Raw genomic sequence first — 19,545 nt, forward strand, 5'->3', positions numbered from 1 at the left:
CGTTTGAGGGCTTATCCATGCCAAGAAGACGCGTAGCAGCCAAGCGCGAAGTGCTTGACGATCCAAAATACGGAAGCCAAATTCTGGCCAAGTTCATGAACCACGTGATGGAAAGCGGCAAGAAAGCCGTTGCCGAGCGTATCGTTTATGGCGCGCTGGAAAAGGTTAAAGAACGCAAGAACAGCGACCCCCTGGAAATCTTCGAGAAAGCTCTCGACGCCATCGCTCCGCTGGTCGAAGTGAAGTCGCGCCGTGTAGGCGGTGCTACTTACCAGGTTCCGGTCGAAGTTCGTCCGTCCCGTCGTAACGCTCTGGCAATGCGCTGGTTGGTAGACTTCGCCCGTAAGCGCGGCGAGAAGTCTATGGCTCTGCGTTTGGCCGGCGAGCTGTTGGACGCTGCTGAAGGTAAAGGTGCTGCTGTTAAGAAGCGTGAAGACGTGCACCGTATGGCTGAAGCTAACAAAGCTTTCTCGCACTACCGCTTCTAATCTTAGCTTCACTAATTTTGCGAGGGCTTTATGGCTCGTACTACTCCGATTAGCCGCTACCGTAACATCGGTATCGTTGCTCACGTGGATGCTGGTAAAACCACCACCACCGAGCGCGTACTGTTTTACACCGGCAAAAGTCACAAGATGGGCGAGGTGCATGACGGCGCCGCGACCACAGACTGGATGGTTCAGGAGCAGGAGCGTGGTATTACCATTACTTCTGCTGCTATTACCGCCTTCTGGAAAGGTTCCGAGAAGCAGTACAAGGATGAGCACCGCTTCAACGTAATCGATACCCCGGGCCACGTAGACTTCACCATTGAAGTTGAGCGTTCCCTGCGCGTACTCGACGGCGCTGTCGTTGTGTTCTGCGGTACCTCGGGTGTTGAGCCGCAGTCGGAAACCGTATGGCGTCAAGCCAACAAATACGGTGTTCCACGTCTTGTTTACGTAAACAAGATGGACCGTGCTGGTGCCAACTTCCTGCGCGTGATCGGTCAGATCAAGCAGCGCCTGGGTCACACCCCGGTGCCAATCCAGTTGGCTATCGGTTCCGAAGACAACTTCCAAGGCCAGATCGATCTGCTGACCATGGAAGCTGTTTACTGGAACGATGCTGACAAAGGTATGGTTCCTGTTCGCAAGCCTATCCCTGCTGAGCTGCAGGAACTGGCTGACGAATGGCGCAACAACATGGTCGAAGCTGCGGCCGAAGCCAACGAAGAACTGATGAACAAGTACCTCGAAGGTGAAGAACTCACCAACGTGGAAATCAAGGCTGCTCTGCGTCAGCGTACTATCGCTGGTGAGATCGTCTTGGCTGTTTGCGGTTCCTCGTTCAAGAACAAGGGCGTTCCCCTGGTTCTCGATGCTGTGATCGACTACCTGCCGGCACCAGTGGATATTCCCGCCATCAAGGGTACTGACCCGGATGACGAGACTATCGAGCTGGAGCGTCATGCAGACGACGCAGAACCGTTCTCCGCTCTGGCATTTAAAATTGCCACTGACCCATTCGTGGGTACCTTGACCTTCGTCCGCGTTTACTCGGGCGTGTTGAACTCCGGCGACGGCGTGATCAACTCGGTTAAAGGCAAGAAAGAGCGCGTGGGTCGTATGGTGCAAATGCACGCAAACGCCCGCGAAGAGATCAAGGAAGTACGCGCTGGTGACATCGCGGCCTTGATCGGCATGAAGGACGTCACCACTGGTGAAACCTTGTGCAACGCTGACAAGCCAATCATCCTGGTTCGTATGGACTTCCCGGAGCCGGTTATTTCGGTTGCCGTAGAGCCTAAGACCAAGGATGACCAGGAAAAAATGGGTATTGCTCTGGGCAAACTTGCTCAGGAAGATCCATCTTTCCGCGTTAAGACTGATGAAGAGACTGGTCAAACGATCATCTCCGGCATGGGCGAGCTGCACCTGGACATCCTGGTTGACCGGATGCGCCGTGAGTTCAACGTCGAAGCCAACATCGGTAAGCCTCAGGTTTCCTATCGTGAGCGCATCACGAAGAATTGTGAAATCGAAGGCAAGTTCGTTCGTCAGTCCGGCGGTCGTGGTCAGTTCGGTCACTGCTGGATCCGTTTTGCTCCTGCTGACGAAGGTCAGGAAGGTCTGCAATTCGTGAACGAAGTAGTTGGTGGTGTTGTTCCTAAGGAATACATCCCGGCTATCCAGAAGGGTATCGAAGAGCAGATGAAGAACGGTGTTGTTGCCGGCTATCCGCTGATCGGCCTGAAAGCAACCGTTTTTGACGGTTCTTACCACGACGTCGACTCCAACGAGATGGCGTTTAAGGTGGCTGCTTCCATGGCAACCAAGCAACTGGCCCAGAAGGGCGGTGGTGAGTTGCTTGAGCCAATCATGGCGGTAGAAGTTGTTACACCTGAAGACTATATGGGTGATGTCATGGGCGACCTTAACCGTCGTCGCGGCATGATCTTGGGTATGGAAGACACGGTTTCCGGCAAAGTGATTCGCGCCGAGGTTCCGTTGGGTGAGATGTTCGGTTATGCGACCGACGTTCGCTCCATGTCCCAGGGTCGCGCAAGCTACTCTATGGAATTCAAAAAATACAACACAGCTCCGGCGCACATCGCTGAAACTGTATCCAAAAAACAAGGCTGATTCAGTCCTTTAGGCAAGGAGTTAATTGTCGTGGCTAAAGAAAAATTTGATCGTTCCCTACCGCACGTCAACGTTGGCACCATCGGTCACGTTGACCACGGTAAAACCACTCTGACTGCTGCTCTGACTCGCGTTTGCTCCGAAGTATTCGGTTCCGCAATCGTTGATTTCGATAAGATCGACAGCGCACCAGAAGAAAAAGCTCGTGGTATCACCATCAACACCGCGCACGTTGAATACAACTCGCTGATCCGTCACTACGCTCACGTTGACTGCCCAGGTCACGCTGACTATGTGAAGAACATGATCACCGGTGCTGCCCAGATGGACGGCGCGATCCTGGTTTGCTCGGCCGCTGATGGTCCGATGCCACAAACCCGTGAGCACATCCTGCTGTCCCGCCAGGTTGGCGTTCCGTACATCGTGGTTTACCTGAACAAGGCTGACCTGGTAGACGACGCTGAGCTGCTGGAACTGGTTGAGATGGAAGTGCGCGATCTGCTGAGCACTTACGACTTCCCAGGCGACGACACTCCGATCATCATCGGTTCTGCTCGTATGGCTCTGGAAGGCAAAGACGATAACGAAATGGGCACCACGTCCGTTCGTAAACTGGTTGAGACTCTGGACAGCTACATCCCAGATCCAGTTCGTGTTATCGACAAGCCGTTCCTGATGCCAATCGAAGACGTATTCTCGATCTCCGGTCGCGGTACTGTTGTAACTGGTCGTATCGAGCGCGGTATCGTCAAGGTTCAAGATCCACTGGAAATCGTTGGTCTGCGTGACACTACCGTCACCACCTGCACCGGTGTTGAAATGTTCCGTAAGCTGCTCGACGAAGGTCGTGCTGGCGAGAACTGCGGCGTTCTGCTGCGTGGTACCAAGCGTGACGACGTTGAGCGTGGCCAGGTTCTGGTTAAGCCAGGTTCGGTTAAGCCGCACACCAAGTTCGAAGCTGAAGTGTACGTGCTGAGCAAAGAAGAAGGCGGCCGTCACACTCCGTTCTTCAAAGGCTACCGTCCACAGTTCTACTTCCGTACTACCGACGTAACCGGTAACTGCGAACTGCCGGAAGGCGTAGAAATGGTAATGCCAGGCGACAACATCAAAATGGTTGTCACCCTGATCAAAACCATCGCTATGGAAGACGGTCTGCGTTTCGCAATCCGTGAAGGCGGCCGTACCGTTGGTGCTGGCGTTGTAGCTAAAATCATCGAGTAATTATCTCTTCTGAGATAGCTCTGATGTTTTGAAAAGGCCCCCGCTCAGCGGGGGCCTTTTTTATTGGGTTGACACCTATCAGGGCCGTCTATAGAATTGCGCCTCCTTTTAACGGGCGTATTGCGCTCGCTGGGAATAGCAGCCGGAGTCTGAAATCCAATGCAAAATCAGCAAATCCGTATCAGGTTGAAGGCTTTTGACCATCGCCTGATCGACCAATCCACCCAGGAAATCGTGGAAACCGCGAAACGTACTGGTGCTCAAGTGCGTGGTCCAATTCCACTGCCTACCCGTAAAGAGCGGTTCACCGTTCTGGTCTCCCCGCACGTCAACAAAGACGCGCGTGACCAGTACGAGATCCGTACTCATAAGCGCGTACTGGACATCGTCCAGCCAACGGATAAAACCGTTGATGCACTTATGAAGCTTGATCTGGCGGCCGGTGTGGAAGTACAGATCAGCCTCGGCTAAGACTTGGGTCTTAGTCGTGTAACGCTCTGAAATGGGCGGCCATAGCGGGTGAAAGCCCCGTACACTCATGAGGTTTACAACATGACTATTGGTGTAGTCGGTCGTAAATGCGGTATGACCCGTATTTTCACCGAAGAAGGTGTCTCCATTCCGGTCACGGTCATTGAGATCGAGCCGAATCGCGTCACCCAGTTCAAAACTGAAGAAACCGATGGCTATCGTGCAGTGCAAGTCACTGTCGGCGAGCGTCGTGCTTCGCGCGTGACTGCTGCTCAAGCAGGTCACTTCGCTAAAGCAAACGTTGCAGCTGGTCGCACTGTTATGGAGTTCCGTCTCGAAGACGGCGACTACCAGGCTGGCGATCTGATCAACGCTGAAATCTTCGCCGCTGGTCAACTGGTTGATGTAACCGGTCAGTCCAAGGGTAAAGGCTTCCAGGGTACGATCAAGCGTTGGAATTTCCGTGGCCAAGACAACACTCACGGTAACTCCGTTTCCCACCGCGTCCCGGGCTCTATTGGCCAGTGCCAGACTCCTGGTCGTGTATTCAAGGGCAAAAAAATGTCCGGTCATATGGGCGCTGAGCGCGTGACCGTGCAGTCCCTCGAAGTAGTGCGCGTCGACGCTGAACGCAATCTGTTGTTGGTCAAGGGTGCTGTTCCTGGCGCTACTGGCGGCAACCTGGTTGTACGTCCAGCGGCCAAGGCTCGCGGTTAAGGGGAAGCTGACATGCAATTAAATGTAAATGACGCTCAAGCGATCGAAGTTTCCGAACTGACATTTGGCGGCGAATTCAACGAGACGCTGGTTCACCAAGCAGTCGTGGCCTACATGGCCGGCGGCCGTCAAGGTAGCAAGCAGCAAAAGACCCGTTCCGACGTACGTGGTGGCGGTAAGCGCCCTTGGCGTCAGAAAGGTACTGGCCGTGCTCGTGCCGGTACTATCCGTAGCCCAATCTGGCGTGGCGGCGGTACCACTTTCGCAGCTCGTCCACAGGATCACACTCAGAAGCTCAACAAGAAGATGTATCGCGCAGCACTGCGCTCCATCCTTGCTGAACTCGTGCGTACTGATCGTCTGGTCGTGGTTCAAGACTTCGCTGTTGAAAGTCCAAAAACCAAAGATCTGCTGGGCAAACTGAACAACATGAGCCTGACCGACGTTTTGATCGTGTCGGAAGCTGTTGATCAGAACCTGTACCTGGCTGCTCGCAACCTGCCACACGTTGATGTACGTGACGTGCAAGGTTCCGATCCAGTTAGTCTGATCGCATACGACAAGGTGTTGATCACCGTGTCGGCCGTGAAGAAATTCGAGGAGCTGCTGGGATGAACCAGGAACGCGTATTTAAAGTTCTGCTTGGCCCGCACGTTTCCGAAAAGGCTACGGTTCTGGCTGACAAGAAAGGCCAGTTCGTTTTCAAGGTTGCAACTGACGCAACCAAGCTGGAAATCAAGAAGGCCGTCGAAAGCCTGTTCAGCGTGAAAGTAGAGCGTGTTACTACCCTGAATGTTCTGGGTAAGAGCAAGCGCACTGCTCGCGGTCTGGGCAAGCGTAATGACTGGAAGAAGGCAGTTATCTCCCTTCAGCCAGGCCAAGATCTCGATTTCAGCAGCAGTGCTGAGTAAGGAAGGGGTGCATCATGGCAATCGTTAAATGCAAACCGACTTCCCCTGGCCGCCGTTTTGTGGTCAAGGTGGTCAACCAGGAGCTGCATAAAGGCGCTCCTCACGCACCGCTGCTCGAGAAAAAATCGAAGACTGGTGGTCGTAACAACAATGGTCGTATTACCACTCGTCACATCGGTGGTGGCCATAAGCAGCATTATCGTCTGGTCGATTTCCGTCGCAACGACAAAGATGGCATCTCTGCCACTGTCGAGCGTATCGAATACGATCCAAACCGTACTGCTCACATCGCTCTGCTGCTGTACGCAGATGGCGAGCGTCGCTACATCATCGCCCCTAAAGGCGTGAGTGCTGGTGACCAGCTGATCGCAGGTGCTTTGGCACCGATCAAGCCGGGCAACGCTCTGCAACTGCGTAACATTCCAGTTGGTAGCACCGTACACGGCATCGAATTGAAGCCAGGTAAAGGCGCGCAAATCGCTCGTTCCGCTGGTGCTTCGGCTCAGCTGATCGCTCGTGAAGGTGTCTACGTGACCCTGCGTCTGCGTTCTGGTGAGATGCGTAAAGTGCTGGCTGAATGCCGCGCGACCCTGGGTGAAGTCTCGAACTCCGAGCACAGCCTGCGTTCGCTGGGTAAAGCTGGTGCCAAACGCTGGCGTGGCGTTCGCCCAACCGTTCGTGGTGTTGCCATGAACCCGGTTGACCACCCACACGGTGGTGGTGAAGGTCGTACCTCTGGTGGTCGTCATCCGGTATCGCCATGGGGCTTCCCGACTAAGGGCGCGAAGACTCGTGGTAATAAGCGTACCGACAAAATGATCGTCCGTCGTCGCAAGTAAATAGAGGGATACGACAGTGCCACGTTCTCTGAAAAAAGGTCCTTTTATTGATCTTCACCTACTGAAGAAGATCGAAGTGGCGGCGGAAAAGAACGATCGCAAACCAGTTAAGACCTGGTCGCGTCGTTCGATGATCCTGCCACAAATGGTCGGTCTGACCATCGCAGTACACAACGGTCGTCAACACGTCCCAGTTCTCGTTAACGAAGACATGGTCGGCCACAAACTGGGCGAGTTTGCCGGTACCCGCACTTATCGTGGGCACGTGGCAGACAAGAAAGCCAAGCGTTAAGGGGTTAGGAAATGGAAGTAGCCGCTAAGTTGTCGGGCGCTCGAATCTCCGCCCAGAAAGCCCGCTTGGTCGCCGACCAGATCCGCGGGAAGAAGGTGGGCGAAGCGCTCAACCTGTTGGCTTTCAGCAGTAAGAAAGCCGCCGAGATCATGAAGAAAGTGCTGGAGTCGGCCGTAGCCAACGCCGAGCATAACGAAGGCGCAGACGTTGATGACCTGAAGGTCAGCACCGTTTTCGTCAACGAAGGGCGTTCGCTGAAGCGCATCATGCCACGTGCCAAAGGCCGTGCTGATCGCATCGTCAAGCGGTCTTGCCATATCACTGTCAAGGTTGCTGACAAGTAACGGAGTCGAAGAGATGGGTCAGAAAGTACATCCCATTGGCATTCGCCTGGGAATCGTCAAGGAGCACACCTCCGTCTGGTACGCAGACGGTCGGACTTATGCGGACTATTTGTTCGCTGATCTGAAGGTGCGTGAGTATCTCCAAGACAAACTAAAAAGCGCGTCCGTAAGCCGTATCGATATCCATCGTCCGGCACAAACTGCACGTATCACCATCCACACCGCTCGTCCAGGTATCGTTATCGGGAAGAAAGGTGAAGATGTTGAGAAACTGCGTCAGGACCTGACCAAGCAAATGGGTGTGCCTGTGCACATCAATATCGAAGAGATCCGTAAGCCGGAGCTCGACGGTATGCTGGTTGCGCAGAGCGTAGCTCAGCAGCTGGAGCGTCGTGTAATGTTCCGTCGCGCTATGAAGCGCGCTGTACAGAACGCCATGCGCATTGGTGCCAAAGGCATCAAAATCCAAGTGAGCGGTCGTCTCGGCGGTGCTGAAATCGCACGTACTGAATGGTATCGCGAAGGTCGTGTGCCACTGCACACCCTGCGTGCCGACATCGACTATGCCAACTACGAAGCTCACACCACTTACGGTGTGATCGGTGTAAAGGTTTGGATCTTCAAGGGCGAAGTAATTGGTGGTCGCCAAGAAGAACTGAAACCACAAGCACCAGCGCCTCGTAAAAAAGCTGCTAAGTAAGGGGTACGCCAAATGTTGCAACCTAAGCGTACGAAGTTCCGCAAGCAGATGACAGGCCACAACCGTGGTCTGGCTCAGCGCGGTAGCAAAGTCAGCTTCGGCGAGTTCGCGCTGAAGTCTGTAGCTCGTGGTCGTCTCACCGCTCGTCAGATCGAGTCAGCGCGTCGTGCACTGACCCGTCACGTTAAACGTGGCGGCAAGATCTGGATCCGTGTATTCCCGGACAAGCCGATCTCCAAAAAACCTCTCGAGGTTCGGATGGGTAAAGGTAAGGGTAACGTGGAATACTGGGTAGCCCAGATTCAGCCAGGCAAAGTCCTGTATGAAATCGAGGGTGTAACTGAAGAGCTGGCGCGTGAGGCTTTTGCCCTGGCTGCTGCAAAGCTGCCGCTCGCCACCGCCTTTGTTAAACGGACGGTGATGTGATGAAAGCGAATGAACTTCGTGAAAAATCCGCACAGCAGCTGAACGAGCAACTGCTCGGCCTGCTGCGCGACCAGTTCAATCTGCGTATGCAGAAAGCAACTGGCCAGTTGGGGCAGTCTCATCTGCTCTCGCAAGTTAAGCGTGACATCGCTCGCGTGAAGACTGTGCTCAACCAGCAGGCAGGTAAGTGATCATGGCTGAAGCCGAAAAGACTGTCCGTACGCTGACTGGCCGTGTTGTCAGCGACAAGATGGACAAAACCATCACCGTACTGATCGAGCGTCGCGTTAAGCACCCGATCTACGGTAAATATGTTAAGCGTTCGACTAAGCTGCACGCGCACGACGAAACCAACCAGTGCCACATCGGCGACAAAGTCACTATTCGTGAAACTCGTCCGCTGGCCAAGACCAAGTCTTGGGCACTGGTTGATGTTCTCGAACGCGCTGTGGAAGTCTAAGGACTAGGGGTCGGAGAAATTATATGATTCAGACTCAATCCATGCTCGATGTGGCCGATAACAGCGGCGCTCGCCGTGTTATGTGCATCAAGGTGCTGGGTGGCTCCCATCGTCGTTACGCTGGTATCGGTGACATCATCAAAGTTACCGTGAAGGAAGCAATTCCTCGCGGTAAAGTGAAAAAAGGCCAAGTGATGACTGCTGTTGTAGTCCGCACTCGTCACGGCGTACGCCGTGCTGATGGCTCTATTATCCGCTTTGATGGCAACGCTGCTGTTCTTTTGAACAACAAGCAAGAGCCGATCGGCACCCGTATCTTTGGGCCAGTGACCCGTGAACTTCGTACTGAGAAGTTCATGAAGATCGTCTCGCTCGCCCCAGAAGTGCTGTAAGGAGATCCGACATGCAAAAGATTCGTCGTGACGACGAGATCATCGTGATCGCCGGCAAAGACAAAGGTAAGCGCGGTAAGGTGCTTAAGGTTCTCGCTAATAACCGTCTGGTTATCGGCGGTCTGAACCTGGTTAAGCGTCATACCAAGCCTAACCCGATGTCGGGCGTACAAGGCGGTATCGTCGAAAAAGAAGCTCCACTGGACGCTTCTAACGTCGCCATTTTCAACGGCGAAACCAACAAGGCTGACCGCGTTGGTTTCAAAGTAGAAGACGGCAAGAAAATTCGTGTCTTCAAGTCGACCCAAAAAGCGGTTGATGCTTGAACACTGCTAGGTAGAAGACCATGGCACGACTAAAAGAGATTTACTGGAAAGAAATCGCACCGAAGCTTAAGGAAGAACTTAAGCTTTCGAACGTGATGGAAGTTCCACGCGTTACCAAAATCACCCTGAACATGGGTCTGGGCGAAGCGGTCGGTGACAAAAAAGTCATCGAGCACGCTGTTGCTGACCTGGAAAAGATCACCGGTCAAAAAGTCGTTGTGACTTACGCTCGGAAATCCATCGCTGGCTTTAAAGTCCGTGAAGGTTGGCCGATCGGCGTCAAAGTGACTCTGCGCCGTGAGCGTATGTATGAATTCCTGGATCGTCTGCTGTCGATCTCCCTGCCTCGGGTTCGCGACTTCCGCGGCCTGAATGCCAAGTCCTTCGATGGTCGTGGTAACTACAGCATGGGCGTGAAAGAGCAGATCATCTTCCCGGAAATCGACTACGACAAGATCGATGCTCTCCGCGGTCTGGACATCACCCTGACCACCACTGCCAAGAACGATGATGAAGGTCGCGCCCTGTTGCGTGCTTTCAAATTCCCGTTCCGCAACTGATTGGAGTAGGACCATGGCCAAGATGAGCATGAAAAACCGCGAGCTGAAGCGTCAGCTCACGGTTGCCAAGTACGCCAAGAAGCGTGCAGCACTGAAAGCAATCATCGTTGATCTGAACGCAAGTCCAGAAGCACGTTGGGAAGCGACAGTTGCTCTGCAGAAGCAGCCACGTGACGCAAGCGCTTCGCGCATGCGTAACCGCTGCCGCCTGACCGGTCGTCCACACGGCGTTTACCGCAAGTTCGGCCTCGGCCGTAACAAACTGCGTGAAGCGGCAATGCGTGGTGACGTACCAGGTCTGGTTAAAGCCAGCTGGTAAGTACTTTCAACGTCCAGGCGGGCAGAAACGCAAGATACTGACCGCCGGTGACCTTGAATCTGGATCAAGCCCCTTTTGGGGCTTGTTTCATTTCCGGAGTGTGTCTAAAATACGCGGCTCGCCTGAGCCCGTGTTTTTTATGGCCGGAGATTCTCGGCGACATATGTAGCCGCAAGGCTAATTTTTTTGTATTAGGAGCGTCTAGCCCATGAGTATGCAGGACCCGTTAGCGGACATGCTAACTCGTATCCGTAATGCCCAGATGGCTGAAAAGTCCGTCGTAAGCATGCCATCTTCCAAGTTGAAGGTAGCTGTTGCCAAAGTCCTGAAAGACGAAGGCTACATTGCGGGTTATCAGATCAGCAGCGAAACCAAGCCACTGCTGTCCATCGAGCTGAAGTACTTCGAAGGCCGTTCGGTCATTGAAGAAGTGAAGCGCGTTAGCCGTCCAGGCCTGCGTCAGTACAAGTCCGCTGAAGATCTGCCGAAAGTTCGTGGCGGTCTGGGCGTGTCTATCGTCTCCACCAACAAAGGTGTGATGACGGATCGTGCTGCGCGCGCTGCCGGTGTCGGCGGCGAAGTTCTTTGCACTGTGTTCTAAGGGGGGATAAGCATGTCTCGCGTCGCTAAGAACCCCGTTAAGCTGCCGGCCGGTGTCGAAGTAAAATTCGCAGGCCAACAGCTTTCGGTGAAGGGTGCCAAGGGCACTCTTGAACTGAACATCCATTCGTCCGTTGAGATCGTTGAAGAAGCTGGTGAGCTGCGTTTCGCGGCTCGCAATGGCGATCAACAAACTCGCGCAATGGCCGGTACCACGCGTGCGTTGGTAAACAACATGGTCCAAGGCGTAAGCCAAGGCTTCGAGCGTAAGCTCCAGCTGGTCGGTGTTGGTTACAAAGCGCAAGCAAAAGGCACGGTTTTGAACCTGGCCCTTGGCTTCTCGCACCCAGTGGATTACGAACTGCCGGAAGGCATCACCGCTGAGACCCCTAGCCAAACCGATATCCTGATCAAGGGTATTGATAAGCAGCTGGTAGGTCAGGTGGCCGCTGAGATCCGCGACTTCCGTCCACCAGAGCCGTACAAAGGCAAAGGTGTGCGCTACGCGGACGAAGTCGTCCGTCGTAAAGAAGCCAAGAAGAAGTAGGGCATAGCAAATGACCGACAAAAAAGTTACTCGACTGCGTCGCGCTCGCAAAGCACGCCTGAAAATGCACGAACTCGAAGTCGTGCGTCTCTGCGTGTACCGCTCGTCGCAGCACATCTACGCCCAGGTCATCTCGGCCGACGGCAACAAAGTCCTGGCCAGCGCCTCGACTTTGGATAAAGAACTGCGTGATGGTGCCACCGGCAACATCGACGCGGCCACAAAGGTTGGCCAGCTGGTCGCTACACGTGCTAAGGCCGTGGGCGTCTCGCAAGTGGCTTTCGACCGCTCTGGCTTCAAGTACCACGGTCGCGTGAAAGCGCTGGCTGATGCTGCTCGTGAAGCTGGGCTGGAGTTCTAAGTTATGTCAAATAACGACCAAAAGCGCGACGAAGGCTACATTGAGAAGCTGGTTCAAGTTAACCGCGTAGCCAAAACCGTTAAAGGCGGCCGTATCTTCACTTTCACCGCGTTGACCGTGGTGGGTGATGGTAAAGGGCGTGTTGGCTTCGGCCGTGGCAAGTCACGTGAAGTGCCTGCTGCGATCCAGAAGGCAATGGAAGCTGCTCGTCGCAACATGATCCAAGTTGATCTGAACGGCACCACGCTGCAGTACGCAATGAAGTCCGCTCACGGCGCTTCGAAGGTGTACATGCAGCCTGCTTCTGAAGGTACCGGTATCATCGCTGGCGGCGCTATGCGTGCTGTCCTCGAAGTTGCTGGCGTCCAGAACGTTCTGGCCAAGTGCTACGGCTCGACTAACCCGGTAAACGTGGTTCACGCCACTTTCAAGGGTTTGAAAGCTATGCAATCTCCTGAGTCCATCGCTGCCAAGCGTGGTCTGACTGTCAAGGAGATCTTCTGATCATGGCTACCGTTAAAGTAACGCTGATCAAAAGCATGACCGGCCGCATTCCTAACCACAAACTGTGCGTTAAAGGTTTGGGTCTGCGTCGCATCGGTCACACTGTAGAAGTCCAGGATACTCCCGAGAATCGCGGGATGATCAACAAGGCTTACTACATGCTGCGTGTAGAGGGTTAATCGATGAAACTCAATGATCTGAGTCCAGCGCCGGGTTCCCGTCGCGAAAAGCATCGTCCGGGCCGTGGTATCGGTAGCGGTTTGGGTAAGACTGGTGGCCGTGGCCACAAAGGTCAAACCTCCCGCTCCGGTGGCACCATTGCTCCTGGCTTTGAAGGCGGTCAACAGCCGCTGCATCGTCGCCTGCCTAAGTTCGGTTTCGTATCCCTGAAAGCCATGGATCGCGCAGAAGTGCGTCTGTCCGAGCTGGCTAAAGTGGAAGGCGATATCGTTACTGTGCAGACCCTGAAAGATGCCAACGTGATCAACGTCAACGTACAGCGTGTGAAAATCATGCTGTCCGGTGAAGTGACTCGCGCTGTCACTATCGGCAAGGGAATCGGCGCCACCAAAGGTGCGCGTTCGGCTATCGAAGCAGCTGGCGGCAAGTTCGAGGAATAAATGGCTAAGCAAGGTGCTCTCTCAGCGCTCGGCAAAGGCGGTATGTCTGAACTTTGGGCTCGTCTGCGTTTTCTGTTCCTGGCGATTATCGTCTACCGAATAGGCGCACACATCCCGGTTCCAGGTATCAACCCGGACCGACTCGCAGACCTGTTTCGACAGAATGAGGGGACCATTCTTAGCTTGTTCAACATGTTTTCCGGCGGCGCGCTGGAACGGATGAGCATCTTTGCACTGGGGATCATGCCGTACATTTCGGCATCGATCATCATGCAGTTGATGACCGCCGTGAGCCCGCAGCTGGAGCAGTTGAAGAAGGAAGGTGAAGCTGGCCGTCGCAAGATTAGCCAGTACACCCGCTACGGCACTGTCGTTCTCGCCCTGGTTCAAGCTATCGGCATGTCCGTTGGCCTGGCGGGGCAGGGCGTTGCGTTCACTGGTGACTTTGGCTTCTATTTCGTCGCGGTATCCACGTTTGTGGCTGGTGCGATGTTCATGATGTGGCTGGGTGAGCAGATTACTGAGCGTGGTGTTGGTAACGGTATCTCGATGTTGATTTTCGCAGGTATCGTCGCCGGTCTTCCGAGAGCAATTGGGCAGTCTTTCGAGTCTGCGCGTCAGGGTGATATCAATATCTTCGCCTTGGTTGCCATCGGTTTGCTGGCAGTAGCGATTATCGGTTTTGTGGTGTTCATTGAGCGTGGCCAGCGTCGTATTGCTGTTCACTACGCCAAGCGTCAGCAGGGCCGCAAGGTCTTTGCTGCGCAGACCAGCCACTTGCCGCTGAAAGTGAATATGGCCGGTGTTATTCCGGCAATTTTCGCGAGCAGCATTTTGCTGTTTCCGGCTTCGTTGGGTACCTGGTTTGGTCAGTCTGAAAATATGGGCTGGCTGCAGGACCTCTCTCAGTCGATCGCTCCTGGTCAGCCGTTGAATATTCTGCTGTTTAGTGCAGGGATTATTTTCTTCTGCTTCTTCTATACGGCGTTGATGTTCAATCCGAAAGACGTAGCGGAAAACCTGAAGAAGTCCGGTGCCTTTATTCCGGGTATCCGTCCAGGTGAGCAGTCGGCACGCTACATTGATGGCGTTCTGACTCGTTTGACCCTGTTCGGTGCTCTATATATGACGGCCGTGTGCTTGCTTCCCCAGTTCCTGGTGGTTGCAGCAAACGTTCCGTTCTACCTTGGCGGGACCTCGTTGCTGATCGTGGTCGTGGTTGTGATGGACTTCATGTCCCAAGTACAATCGCACCTCGTTTCGCACCAGTACGAATCCCTGATGAAGAAAGCCAACCTGAAGGGCTACGGCAGCGGCATGTTGCGCTGAGTACCCCATAAGGTTCGAGGAGTTGGTGATGAAAGTTCGTGCATCGGTGAAAAAGCTGTGCCGTAACTGCAAGATTATTCGCCGCGAAGGTGTTGTTCGAGTAATTTGCAGCGCGGAACCGCGTCACAAACAGCGCCAAGGCTGAGTGTGATCCGCTTGAAGCCCGGCAGCTAGTGCGCTGCCGGGTTGATTATTTGTTATTACAGCGATATTATCTCGCGCCCTATTTCTTGGCTTCCGGGGCGTAGGTAGCTGTCAATTGGAGTCCCACTGAATGGCCCGTATTGCAGGCGTTAACATTCCAGATAACAAGCACACTGTTATCTCGCTGACCTACATCTATGGTGTTGGTCGCACTACTGCGCAGAAAATTTGCGCAGACACTGGGGTAAACCCAGCCGCAAAGATCAAGGATCTGAGCGACGAGCAGATTGAGCTGTTGCGTGGCGAAGTGGCGAAGTTCACCACTGAAGGTGACCTGCGTCGCGAAATCAACATGAAAATCAAGCGTTTGATGGACCTCGGTTGCTACCGTGGTCTGCGTCATCGTCGTGGTCTTCCAGTACGCGGTCAGCGTACCAAGACTAACGCGCGTACCCGTAAAGGTCCGCGTAAGCCGATCCGCAAGTAATCGCCCACGCGAATCGACAGGAAAATTATCATGGCAAAACCTGCTGCTCGTCCTCGTAAAAAAGTTAAAAAGACAGTGGTTGATGGCATCGCCCACATCCATGCTTCTTTTAACAACACCATCGTGACCATCACCGACCGTCAAGGTAACGCGCTGTCTTGGGCTACCTCTGGTGGTTCGGGTTTCCGCGGTTCCCGCAAGTCCACTCCGTTTGCTGCTCAAGTAGCTGCTGAACGTGCTGGTCAAGCTGCGCTGGAATACGGCCTGAAAAACCTCGACGTTAACGTCAAAGGTCCAGGTCCAGGTCGTGAGTCTGCTGTCCGTGCTTTGAACGGCTGTGGCTATAAGATCGCCAGCATCACCGACGTGACGCCAATCCCGCACAACGGGTGCCGTCCGCCGAAGAAGCGCCGCGTGTAATCCAGGAGATTGTAAAGAATGGCTCGTTACATTGGTCCAAAATGCAAACTCGCTCGTCGCGAAGGCACCGATCTCTTCTTGAAGAGCGGCGTGCGCGCGATCGAATCGAAGTGCAACATTGAAGCAGCACCTGGTATCCACGGCCAACGCCGCGGTCGCCAGTCCGATTACGGCACCCAACTGCGTGAAAAGCAGAAGGTCCGTCGTATCTACGGCGTTCTCGAGCGTCAGTTCAGCGGCTACTACAAAGAAGCTGCTGGCAAGAAAGGTGCAACCGGTGAAAACCTGCTGCAACTGCTCGAATGCCGTCTGGACAACGTTGTATACCGTATGGGCTTTGGTTCGACTCGTGCCGAATCCCGTCAGCTGGTATCGCACAAATCCGTCAGCGTAAACGGCCAAACCGTTAACGTTCCGTCCTACCAGGTTCGTGCTGGTGACGTGGTCGCGATTCGCGAGAAAGCAAAAAACCAACTTCGCATTGTCCAAGCTCTCGATCTGTGTGCCCAACGTGGCCGCGTAGAATGGGTAGAAGTAGACACTGAGAAGAAGTCGGGCGTTTTCAAGAACGTTCCTGCTCGCAGTGATCTGTCCGCCGACATCAACGAAAGCCTGATTGTCGAGCTCTACTCCAAGTAAGGGCTAGAAAATAGGTGCATCCATGCAGATTTCGGTAAATGAGTTCCTGACACCCCGCCACATTGATGTGCAGGTTGTCAGTCCAACCCGCGCCAAGATCACTCTCGAGCCTCTCGAGCGTGGTTTTGGCCACACCCTGGGCAACGCGCTGCGCCGCATCCTGTTGTCCTCAATGCCCGGCTGTGCAGTAGTCGAGGCCGAGATTGACGGTGTGCTCCACGAGTACAGCGCCATCGAAGGTGTACAGGAAGACGTAATTGAAATCCTGTTGAACCTTAAAGGTCTGGCTATCAAGCTGCACGGCCGTGACGAAGTTACGCTGACCTTGTCGAAGAAGGGTTCGGGGGTGGTTACCGCTGCCGATATTCAGCTGGATCATGATGTCGAGATCGTTAATCCCGATCACGTAATCGCTAACCTGGCGTCTAACGGCGCCCTGAACATGAAGCTCACCGTAGCTCGTGGTCGTGGTTATGAACCGGCCGACTCGCGTCAGAGCGATGAAGACGAAAGCCGCAGCATTGGTCGCTTGCAGCTTGACTCTTCGTTCAGCCCGGTTCGCCGTATCGCATACGTGGTGGAAAACGCCCGTGTCGAGCAGCGTACTAACCTGGACAAGCTGGTTATTGATCTGGAAACCAACGGTACTCTGGATCCTGAAGAGGCTATCCGCCGCGCTGCAACCATTCTGCAACAGCAGTTGGCTGCGTTCGTCGACCTCAAAGGTGACAGCGAACCAGTGGTAATCGAGCAGGAAGACGAGATCGATCCGATCCTGCTTCGCCCGGTTGACGATCTGGAACTGACTGTACGTTCGGCTAACTGCCTTAAGGCGGAAAACATTTACTACATCGGCGACCTGATTCAGCGTACCGAAGTAGAACTGTTGAAGACTCCGAACCTGGGCAAGAAATCCTTGACTGAAATCAAGGACGTTCTGGCCTCCCGCGGTCTGTCCCTCGGCATGCGCCTCGACAACTGGCCGCCTGCAAGTCTTAAGAAGGACGACAAGGCGACTGCCTGATCGTCGTAATCACCGAACGTGAGTTTGGTAAGGAATGAACCATGCGTCATCGTAAAAGTGGTCGTCACCTGAGCCGTACCAGCTCGCACCGCAAGGCCATGTTTCAAAACATGGCGGTGTCGCTGTTCGAGCACGAGCTGATCAAAACTACACTGCCGAAAGCTAAAGAACTGCGTCGCGTTGCTGAGCCGCTGATCACTTTGGCCAAGACAGACAGCCTGGCTAACCGCCGTTTGGTTTTCGACCGTACTCGTTCGAAAGCTATCGTTGGTAAGCTCTTCAACGACCTGGGCAAGCGTTACGCTACCCGTGAGGGTGGCTACCTGCGCATCCTCAAGTGCGGCTTCCGCACTGGCGACAACGCGCCAATGGCGTACGTCGAGTTGGTTGATCGTGCTACTGCCGGCGAAGCTGTAAGCGCCGAGTAAGACGACACGCTGTAACGAAGAACCGGGCCTAGTGCCCGGTTTTTTGTGGGCGATAGAAAAGCCGTCTATATTTCTCAAGTGACTGTCGGTTCTCTTCTTAAACAAACTCTACTCGCCCTGATGGGTGTTAGTTATTTTCTATCAAAGTCCATGATTTAATGCATTTGATGGTGTCATCTTGATGGTCAATACTCCCTCCAAGCCGATTAGCCGGCAGTTCTAAGCCTGACCTGAGGAAGATTGAGCATGAGTACAATTCTGACTACCGCCAGCGGCGCTCCCGTCGCTGATAACCAGAACTCCCGCACGGCGGGCCCGCGTGGCCCATTGCTGCTCGATGACTTCCACCTCATCGAAAAGCTGGCGCACTTCAACCGTGAGAACATTCCTGAGCGTCGTGTGCACGCCAAGGGTTCAGGCGCCTACGGCACTTTTACGGTCACCCGCGATATCACCCAATACACACGCGCGAAACTGTTTGAAGCCGTCGGAAAGCAGACGCCGACTTTCCTGCGGTTCTCCACCGTTGGGGGCGAGCGTGGTTCGGCGGATACGGCTCGCGATCCGCGTGGTTTTGCGCTGAAGCACTATACCGAAGAGGGTAACTGGGACATTGTTGGCAACAACACGCCGGTATTTTTCATTCGTGACCCACTGAAGTTCCCTGACTTCATCCATACCCAAAAGCGTTTGCCGCAAACGAACTTGAAAAGCGGGCAGATGGTCTGGGACTTTTGGTCATGGTCCCCAGAGGCCTTGCACCAGATCACAATTTTGTTTTCGGACCGTGGCACCCCTGATGGGTACCGCCATATGCATGGCTTCGGTAGTCATACCTACAGCTTGGTCAATGCCAAAGGCGAGCGCCATTGGGTCAAGTGGCACTACAAAACCCAGCAAGGTATCAAGAACCTGACACCTGAGGAGGCAACGCGCATTGCCGGAACGGATCCTGATTACGCTCAGCGCGACCTGTTTGGGGCAATTGAACGGGGTGACTTCCCTAAATGGGACGTGTGCATCCAGGTCATGACAGAGGCTCAGGCCGCTGCTCACTACGAAAACCCTTTCGATGTGACTAAAACCTGGTCGCAGCAGGAGTTTCCGTTGATCAAGGTGGCTGAGTTGGAGCTGAACCGTAATCCAGAGAATTACTTCGCTGAAGTCGAGCAGGCATGCTTCGGTCCAAGCAATATGGTTCCGGGTGTTGGTCTGTCGCCAGATCGCATGCTTCAAGGCCGGGTGTTTGCCTACGCCGATGCTCATCGCTATCGTGTTGGCACCAACCACCAGCAATTGCCGGTCAACGCGCCAATAATTCCAGTCAATAACAATCAGCGCGACGGTTCCATGTCCGTTGGTTTTGGTGGTGCGTCTCCAAACTATGAGCCAAACAGCTATGCCGATGCACCTAAACAAGCACCGCAGTATGCCGAGCCGTCATTGGCGCTGAGCGGCGCTGCCGATCGTTATGACCACCGTGAAGACACTGACTACACCAGCCACGCCGGTGCGTTGTTCCGTCTGATGAGCGACGCTCAGAAGGCCCTGCTGATCAACAACATTGCCGGTTCAATGGCAGGTGTTAGCAGCGACGTGATTCGGCGCGTACTTCCGTACTTTTTCGAAGCGGACCCTGCTTATGGCCAGGGCATTTCAACCGCAGTGGGCGTAACGCTTAGCTGACTCTAAACGAGAAGCAGAACCGCCCTCATTTGGGCGGTTTTTGCGTTATTTCCGCCACTTTTCTTGGAATATCTTCGCTTTTCTGCCGTTTGTCCCGTGACCTTCGAGTCAGCATGGTTCAAACTACAGACTTTCAAGCAGGGAGATGTAG

32 protein-coding genes are annotated in these 19,545 nt (G+C 54.2%); all 32 read left to right on the top strand.

Annotation, left to right across the window (positions count from 1 at the left end):
* Nucleotides 1-17: 17 nt before the first annotated feature.
* Nucleotides 18-488, top strand: a complete 471-nt coding sequence (rpsG, locus tag BFP92_RS16355) for a 30S ribosomal protein S7 (protein ID WP_002555493.1) — start codon at nucleotides 18-20, stop codon at nucleotides 486-488.
* Nucleotides 489-518: 30 nt separating this feature from the next.
* A complete protein-coding gene (gene fusA, locus BFP92_RS16360) occupies nucleotides 519-2,624 on the top strand; it encodes an elongation factor G (protein ID WP_015886136.1) in 2,106 nt (701 codons plus the stop codon).
* Between the two features lie 30 nt (nucleotides 2,625-2,654).
* Nucleotides 2,655-3,848, top strand: a complete 1,194-nt coding sequence (tuf, locus tag BFP92_RS16365; protein ID WP_003176426.1) for an elongation factor Tu — start codon at nucleotides 2,655-2,657, stop codon at nucleotides 3,846-3,848.
* Nucleotides 3,849-4,007: 159 nt separating this feature from the next.
* On the top strand, nucleotides 4,008-4,319 hold the full coding sequence (rpsJ, locus tag BFP92_RS16370) for a 30S ribosomal protein S10 (protein WP_003186070.1): 312 nt from the start codon (nucleotides 4,008-4,010) through the stop codon (nucleotides 4,317-4,319).
* An 81-nt stretch (nucleotides 4,320-4,400) separates the two neighbouring features.
* Nucleotides 4,401-5,036 carry a 50S ribosomal protein L3 gene (rplC, locus tag BFP92_RS16375; protein WP_003194649.1) on the top strand — a complete coding sequence of 212 codons (636 nt, stop codon included), beginning with the start codon at nucleotides 4,401-4,403 and terminating at the stop codon, nucleotides 5,034-5,036.
* Between the two features lie 12 nt (nucleotides 5,037-5,048).
* A complete protein-coding gene (rplD, locus tag BFP92_RS16380; protein WP_017135963.1) occupies nucleotides 5,049-5,651 on the top strand; it encodes a 50S ribosomal protein L4 in 603 nt (200 codons plus the stop codon).
* Nucleotides 5,648-5,947 carry a 50S ribosomal protein L23 gene (rplW, locus tag BFP92_RS16385; protein ID WP_002555488.1) on the top strand — a complete coding sequence of 100 codons (300 nt, stop codon included), beginning with the start codon at nucleotides 5,648-5,650 and terminating at the stop codon, nucleotides 5,945-5,947. Before rplD ends, rplW begins: the two co-directional genes overlap by 4 nt.
* A gap of 14 nt (nucleotides 5,948-5,961) precedes the next feature.
* Nucleotides 5,962-6,786, top strand: a complete 825-nt coding sequence (rplB, locus tag BFP92_RS16390) for a 50S ribosomal protein L2 (protein WP_003176423.1) — start codon at nucleotides 5,962-5,964, stop codon at nucleotides 6,784-6,786.
* A gap of 16 nt (nucleotides 6,787-6,802) precedes the next feature.
* Nucleotides 6,803-7,078, top strand: a complete 276-nt coding sequence (gene rpsS, locus BFP92_RS16395) for a 30S ribosomal protein S19 (protein ID WP_002555486.1) — start codon at nucleotides 6,803-6,805, stop codon at nucleotides 7,076-7,078.
* Between the two features lie 11 nt (nucleotides 7,079-7,089).
* The gene (gene rplV / locus BFP92_RS16400; protein WP_003103908.1) at nucleotides 7,090-7,422 is read left to right on the top strand and encodes a 50S ribosomal protein L22; all 333 of its coding nucleotides are present in this window, start codon (nucleotides 7,090-7,092) and stop codon (nucleotides 7,420-7,422) included.
* Between the two features lie 13 nt (nucleotides 7,423-7,435).
* On the top strand, nucleotides 7,436-8,122 hold the full coding sequence (rpsC, locus tag BFP92_RS16405; protein ID WP_003176422.1) for a 30S ribosomal protein S3: 687 nt from the start codon (nucleotides 7,436-7,438) through the stop codon (nucleotides 8,120-8,122).
* A gap of 12 nt (nucleotides 8,123-8,134) precedes the next feature.
* Complete coding sequence (gene rplP, locus BFP92_RS16410) at nucleotides 8,135-8,548, top strand: 50S ribosomal protein L16 (protein ID WP_003232424.1); 414 nt, start codon at nucleotides 8,135-8,137, stop codon at nucleotides 8,546-8,548.
* Complete coding sequence (gene rpmC / locus BFP92_RS16415; protein WP_002555481.1) at nucleotides 8,548-8,739, top strand: 50S ribosomal protein L29; 192 nt, start codon at nucleotides 8,548-8,550, stop codon at nucleotides 8,737-8,739. Before rplP ends, rpmC begins: the two co-directional genes overlap by 1 nt.
* A gap of 2 nt (nucleotides 8,740-8,741) precedes the next feature.
* The gene (rpsQ, locus tag BFP92_RS16420) at nucleotides 8,742-9,008 is read left to right on the top strand and encodes a 30S ribosomal protein S17 (RefSeq protein WP_003176419.1); all 267 of its coding nucleotides are present in this window, start codon (nucleotides 8,742-8,744) and stop codon (nucleotides 9,006-9,008) included.
* A gap of 23 nt (nucleotides 9,009-9,031) precedes the next feature.
* On the top strand, nucleotides 9,032-9,400 hold the full coding sequence (gene rplN, locus BFP92_RS16425) for a 50S ribosomal protein L14 (RefSeq protein ID WP_002555479.1): 369 nt from the start codon (nucleotides 9,032-9,034) through the stop codon (nucleotides 9,398-9,400).
* A gap of 11 nt (nucleotides 9,401-9,411) precedes the next feature.
* Nucleotides 9,412-9,726: a 50S ribosomal protein L24 gene (gene rplX / locus BFP92_RS16430; protein ID WP_003176416.1), complete on the top strand. Its 315-nt coding sequence runs from the start codon at nucleotides 9,412-9,414 to the stop codon at nucleotides 9,724-9,726.
* A 20-nt stretch (nucleotides 9,727-9,746) separates the two neighbouring features.
* Nucleotides 9,747-10,286, top strand: a complete 540-nt coding sequence (gene rplE, locus BFP92_RS16435) for a 50S ribosomal protein L5 (protein ID WP_003176415.1) — start codon at nucleotides 9,747-9,749, stop codon at nucleotides 10,284-10,286.
* A 13-nt stretch (nucleotides 10,287-10,299) separates the two neighbouring features.
* Nucleotides 10,300-10,605, top strand: coding sequence for a 30S ribosomal protein S14 (rpsN, locus tag BFP92_RS16440; RefSeq protein WP_003176414.1), 306 nt, complete (start codon nucleotides 10,300-10,302; stop codon nucleotides 10,603-10,605).
* Nucleotides 10,606-10,813: 208 nt separating this feature from the next.
* Nucleotides 10,814-11,206, top strand: coding sequence for a 30S ribosomal protein S8 (rpsH, locus tag BFP92_RS16445; protein WP_010566853.1), 393 nt, complete (start codon nucleotides 10,814-10,816; stop codon nucleotides 11,204-11,206).
* A 12-nt stretch (nucleotides 11,207-11,218) separates the two neighbouring features.
* Nucleotides 11,219-11,752, top strand: a complete 534-nt coding sequence (rplF, locus tag BFP92_RS16450; protein ID WP_003176412.1) for a 50S ribosomal protein L6 — start codon at nucleotides 11,219-11,221, stop codon at nucleotides 11,750-11,752.
* Between the two features lie 10 nt (nucleotides 11,753-11,762).
* Entirely contained in the window at nucleotides 11,763-12,113 is a 351-nt protein-coding gene (gene rplR / locus BFP92_RS16455) for a 50S ribosomal protein L18 (protein WP_017135964.1), read from the top strand.
* Between the two features lie 3 nt (nucleotides 12,114-12,116).
* The gene (gene rpsE / locus BFP92_RS16460) at nucleotides 12,117-12,617 is read left to right on the top strand and encodes a 30S ribosomal protein S5 (RefSeq protein WP_003176409.1); all 501 of its coding nucleotides are present in this window, start codon (nucleotides 12,117-12,119) and stop codon (nucleotides 12,615-12,617) included.
* Nucleotides 12,618-12,619: 2 nt separating this feature from the next.
* Complete coding sequence (rpmD, locus tag BFP92_RS16465; RefSeq protein WP_003176408.1) at nucleotides 12,620-12,796, top strand: 50S ribosomal protein L30; 177 nt, start codon at nucleotides 12,620-12,622, stop codon at nucleotides 12,794-12,796.
* 3 nt (nucleotides 12,797-12,799) lie between these two features.
* Entirely contained in the window at nucleotides 12,800-13,237 is a 438-nt protein-coding gene (gene rplO, locus BFP92_RS16470) for a 50S ribosomal protein L15 (protein WP_003176407.1), read from the top strand.
* Nucleotides 13,238-14,566 (top strand): preprotein translocase subunit SecY, encoded by a 1,329-nt coding sequence (gene secY / locus BFP92_RS16475; RefSeq protein WP_016969470.1) that lies wholly within the window; start codon nucleotides 13,238-13,240, stop codon nucleotides 14,564-14,566. It abuts the gene before it with no gap.
* A gap of 28 nt (nucleotides 14,567-14,594) precedes the next feature.
* Nucleotides 14,595-14,711 carry a 50S ribosomal protein L36 gene (gene rpmJ / locus BFP92_RS30490; protein WP_002555468.1) on the top strand — a complete coding sequence of 39 codons (117 nt, stop codon included), beginning with the start codon at nucleotides 14,595-14,597 and terminating at the stop codon, nucleotides 14,709-14,711.
* A gap of 129 nt (nucleotides 14,712-14,840) precedes the next feature.
* On the top strand, nucleotides 14,841-15,197 hold the full coding sequence (gene rpsM / locus BFP92_RS16480) for a 30S ribosomal protein S13 (protein ID WP_003210063.1): 357 nt from the start codon (nucleotides 14,841-14,843) through the stop codon (nucleotides 15,195-15,197).
* A gap of 30 nt (nucleotides 15,198-15,227) precedes the next feature.
* Nucleotides 15,228-15,617: a 30S ribosomal protein S11 gene (gene rpsK, locus BFP92_RS16485; RefSeq protein WP_002555466.1), complete on the top strand. Its 390-nt coding sequence runs from the start codon at nucleotides 15,228-15,230 to the stop codon at nucleotides 15,615-15,617.
* 18 nt (nucleotides 15,618-15,635) lie between these two features.
* Complete coding sequence (rpsD, locus tag BFP92_RS16490; RefSeq protein ID WP_003210056.1) at nucleotides 15,636-16,256, top strand: 30S ribosomal protein S4; 621 nt, start codon at nucleotides 15,636-15,638, stop codon at nucleotides 16,254-16,256.
* A 22-nt stretch (nucleotides 16,257-16,278) separates the two neighbouring features.
* The gene (gene rpoA, locus BFP92_RS16495) at nucleotides 16,279-17,280 is read left to right on the top strand and encodes a DNA-directed RNA polymerase subunit alpha (RefSeq protein WP_003176403.1); all 1,002 of its coding nucleotides are present in this window, start codon (nucleotides 16,279-16,281) and stop codon (nucleotides 17,278-17,280) included.
* Between the two features lie 41 nt (nucleotides 17,281-17,321).
* Nucleotides 17,322-17,708, top strand: a complete 387-nt coding sequence (gene rplQ, locus BFP92_RS16500) for a 50S ribosomal protein L17 (RefSeq protein WP_017135967.1) — start codon at nucleotides 17,322-17,324, stop codon at nucleotides 17,706-17,708.
* A 240-nt stretch (nucleotides 17,709-17,948) separates the two neighbouring features.
* A complete protein-coding gene (locus BFP92_RS16505; protein WP_065930319.1) occupies nucleotides 17,949-19,394 on the top strand; it encodes a catalase in 1,446 nt (481 codons plus the stop codon).
* The last annotated feature ends 151 nt before the right edge of the window (nucleotides 19,395-19,545 follow it).

The organism is Pseudomonas sp. 58 R 3 (genome assembly GCF_900006605.1).
GTDB classification, from domain to species: Bacteria; Pseudomonadota; Gammaproteobacteria; order Pseudomonadales; family Pseudomonadaceae; genus Aquipseudomonas; species Aquipseudomonas salomonii.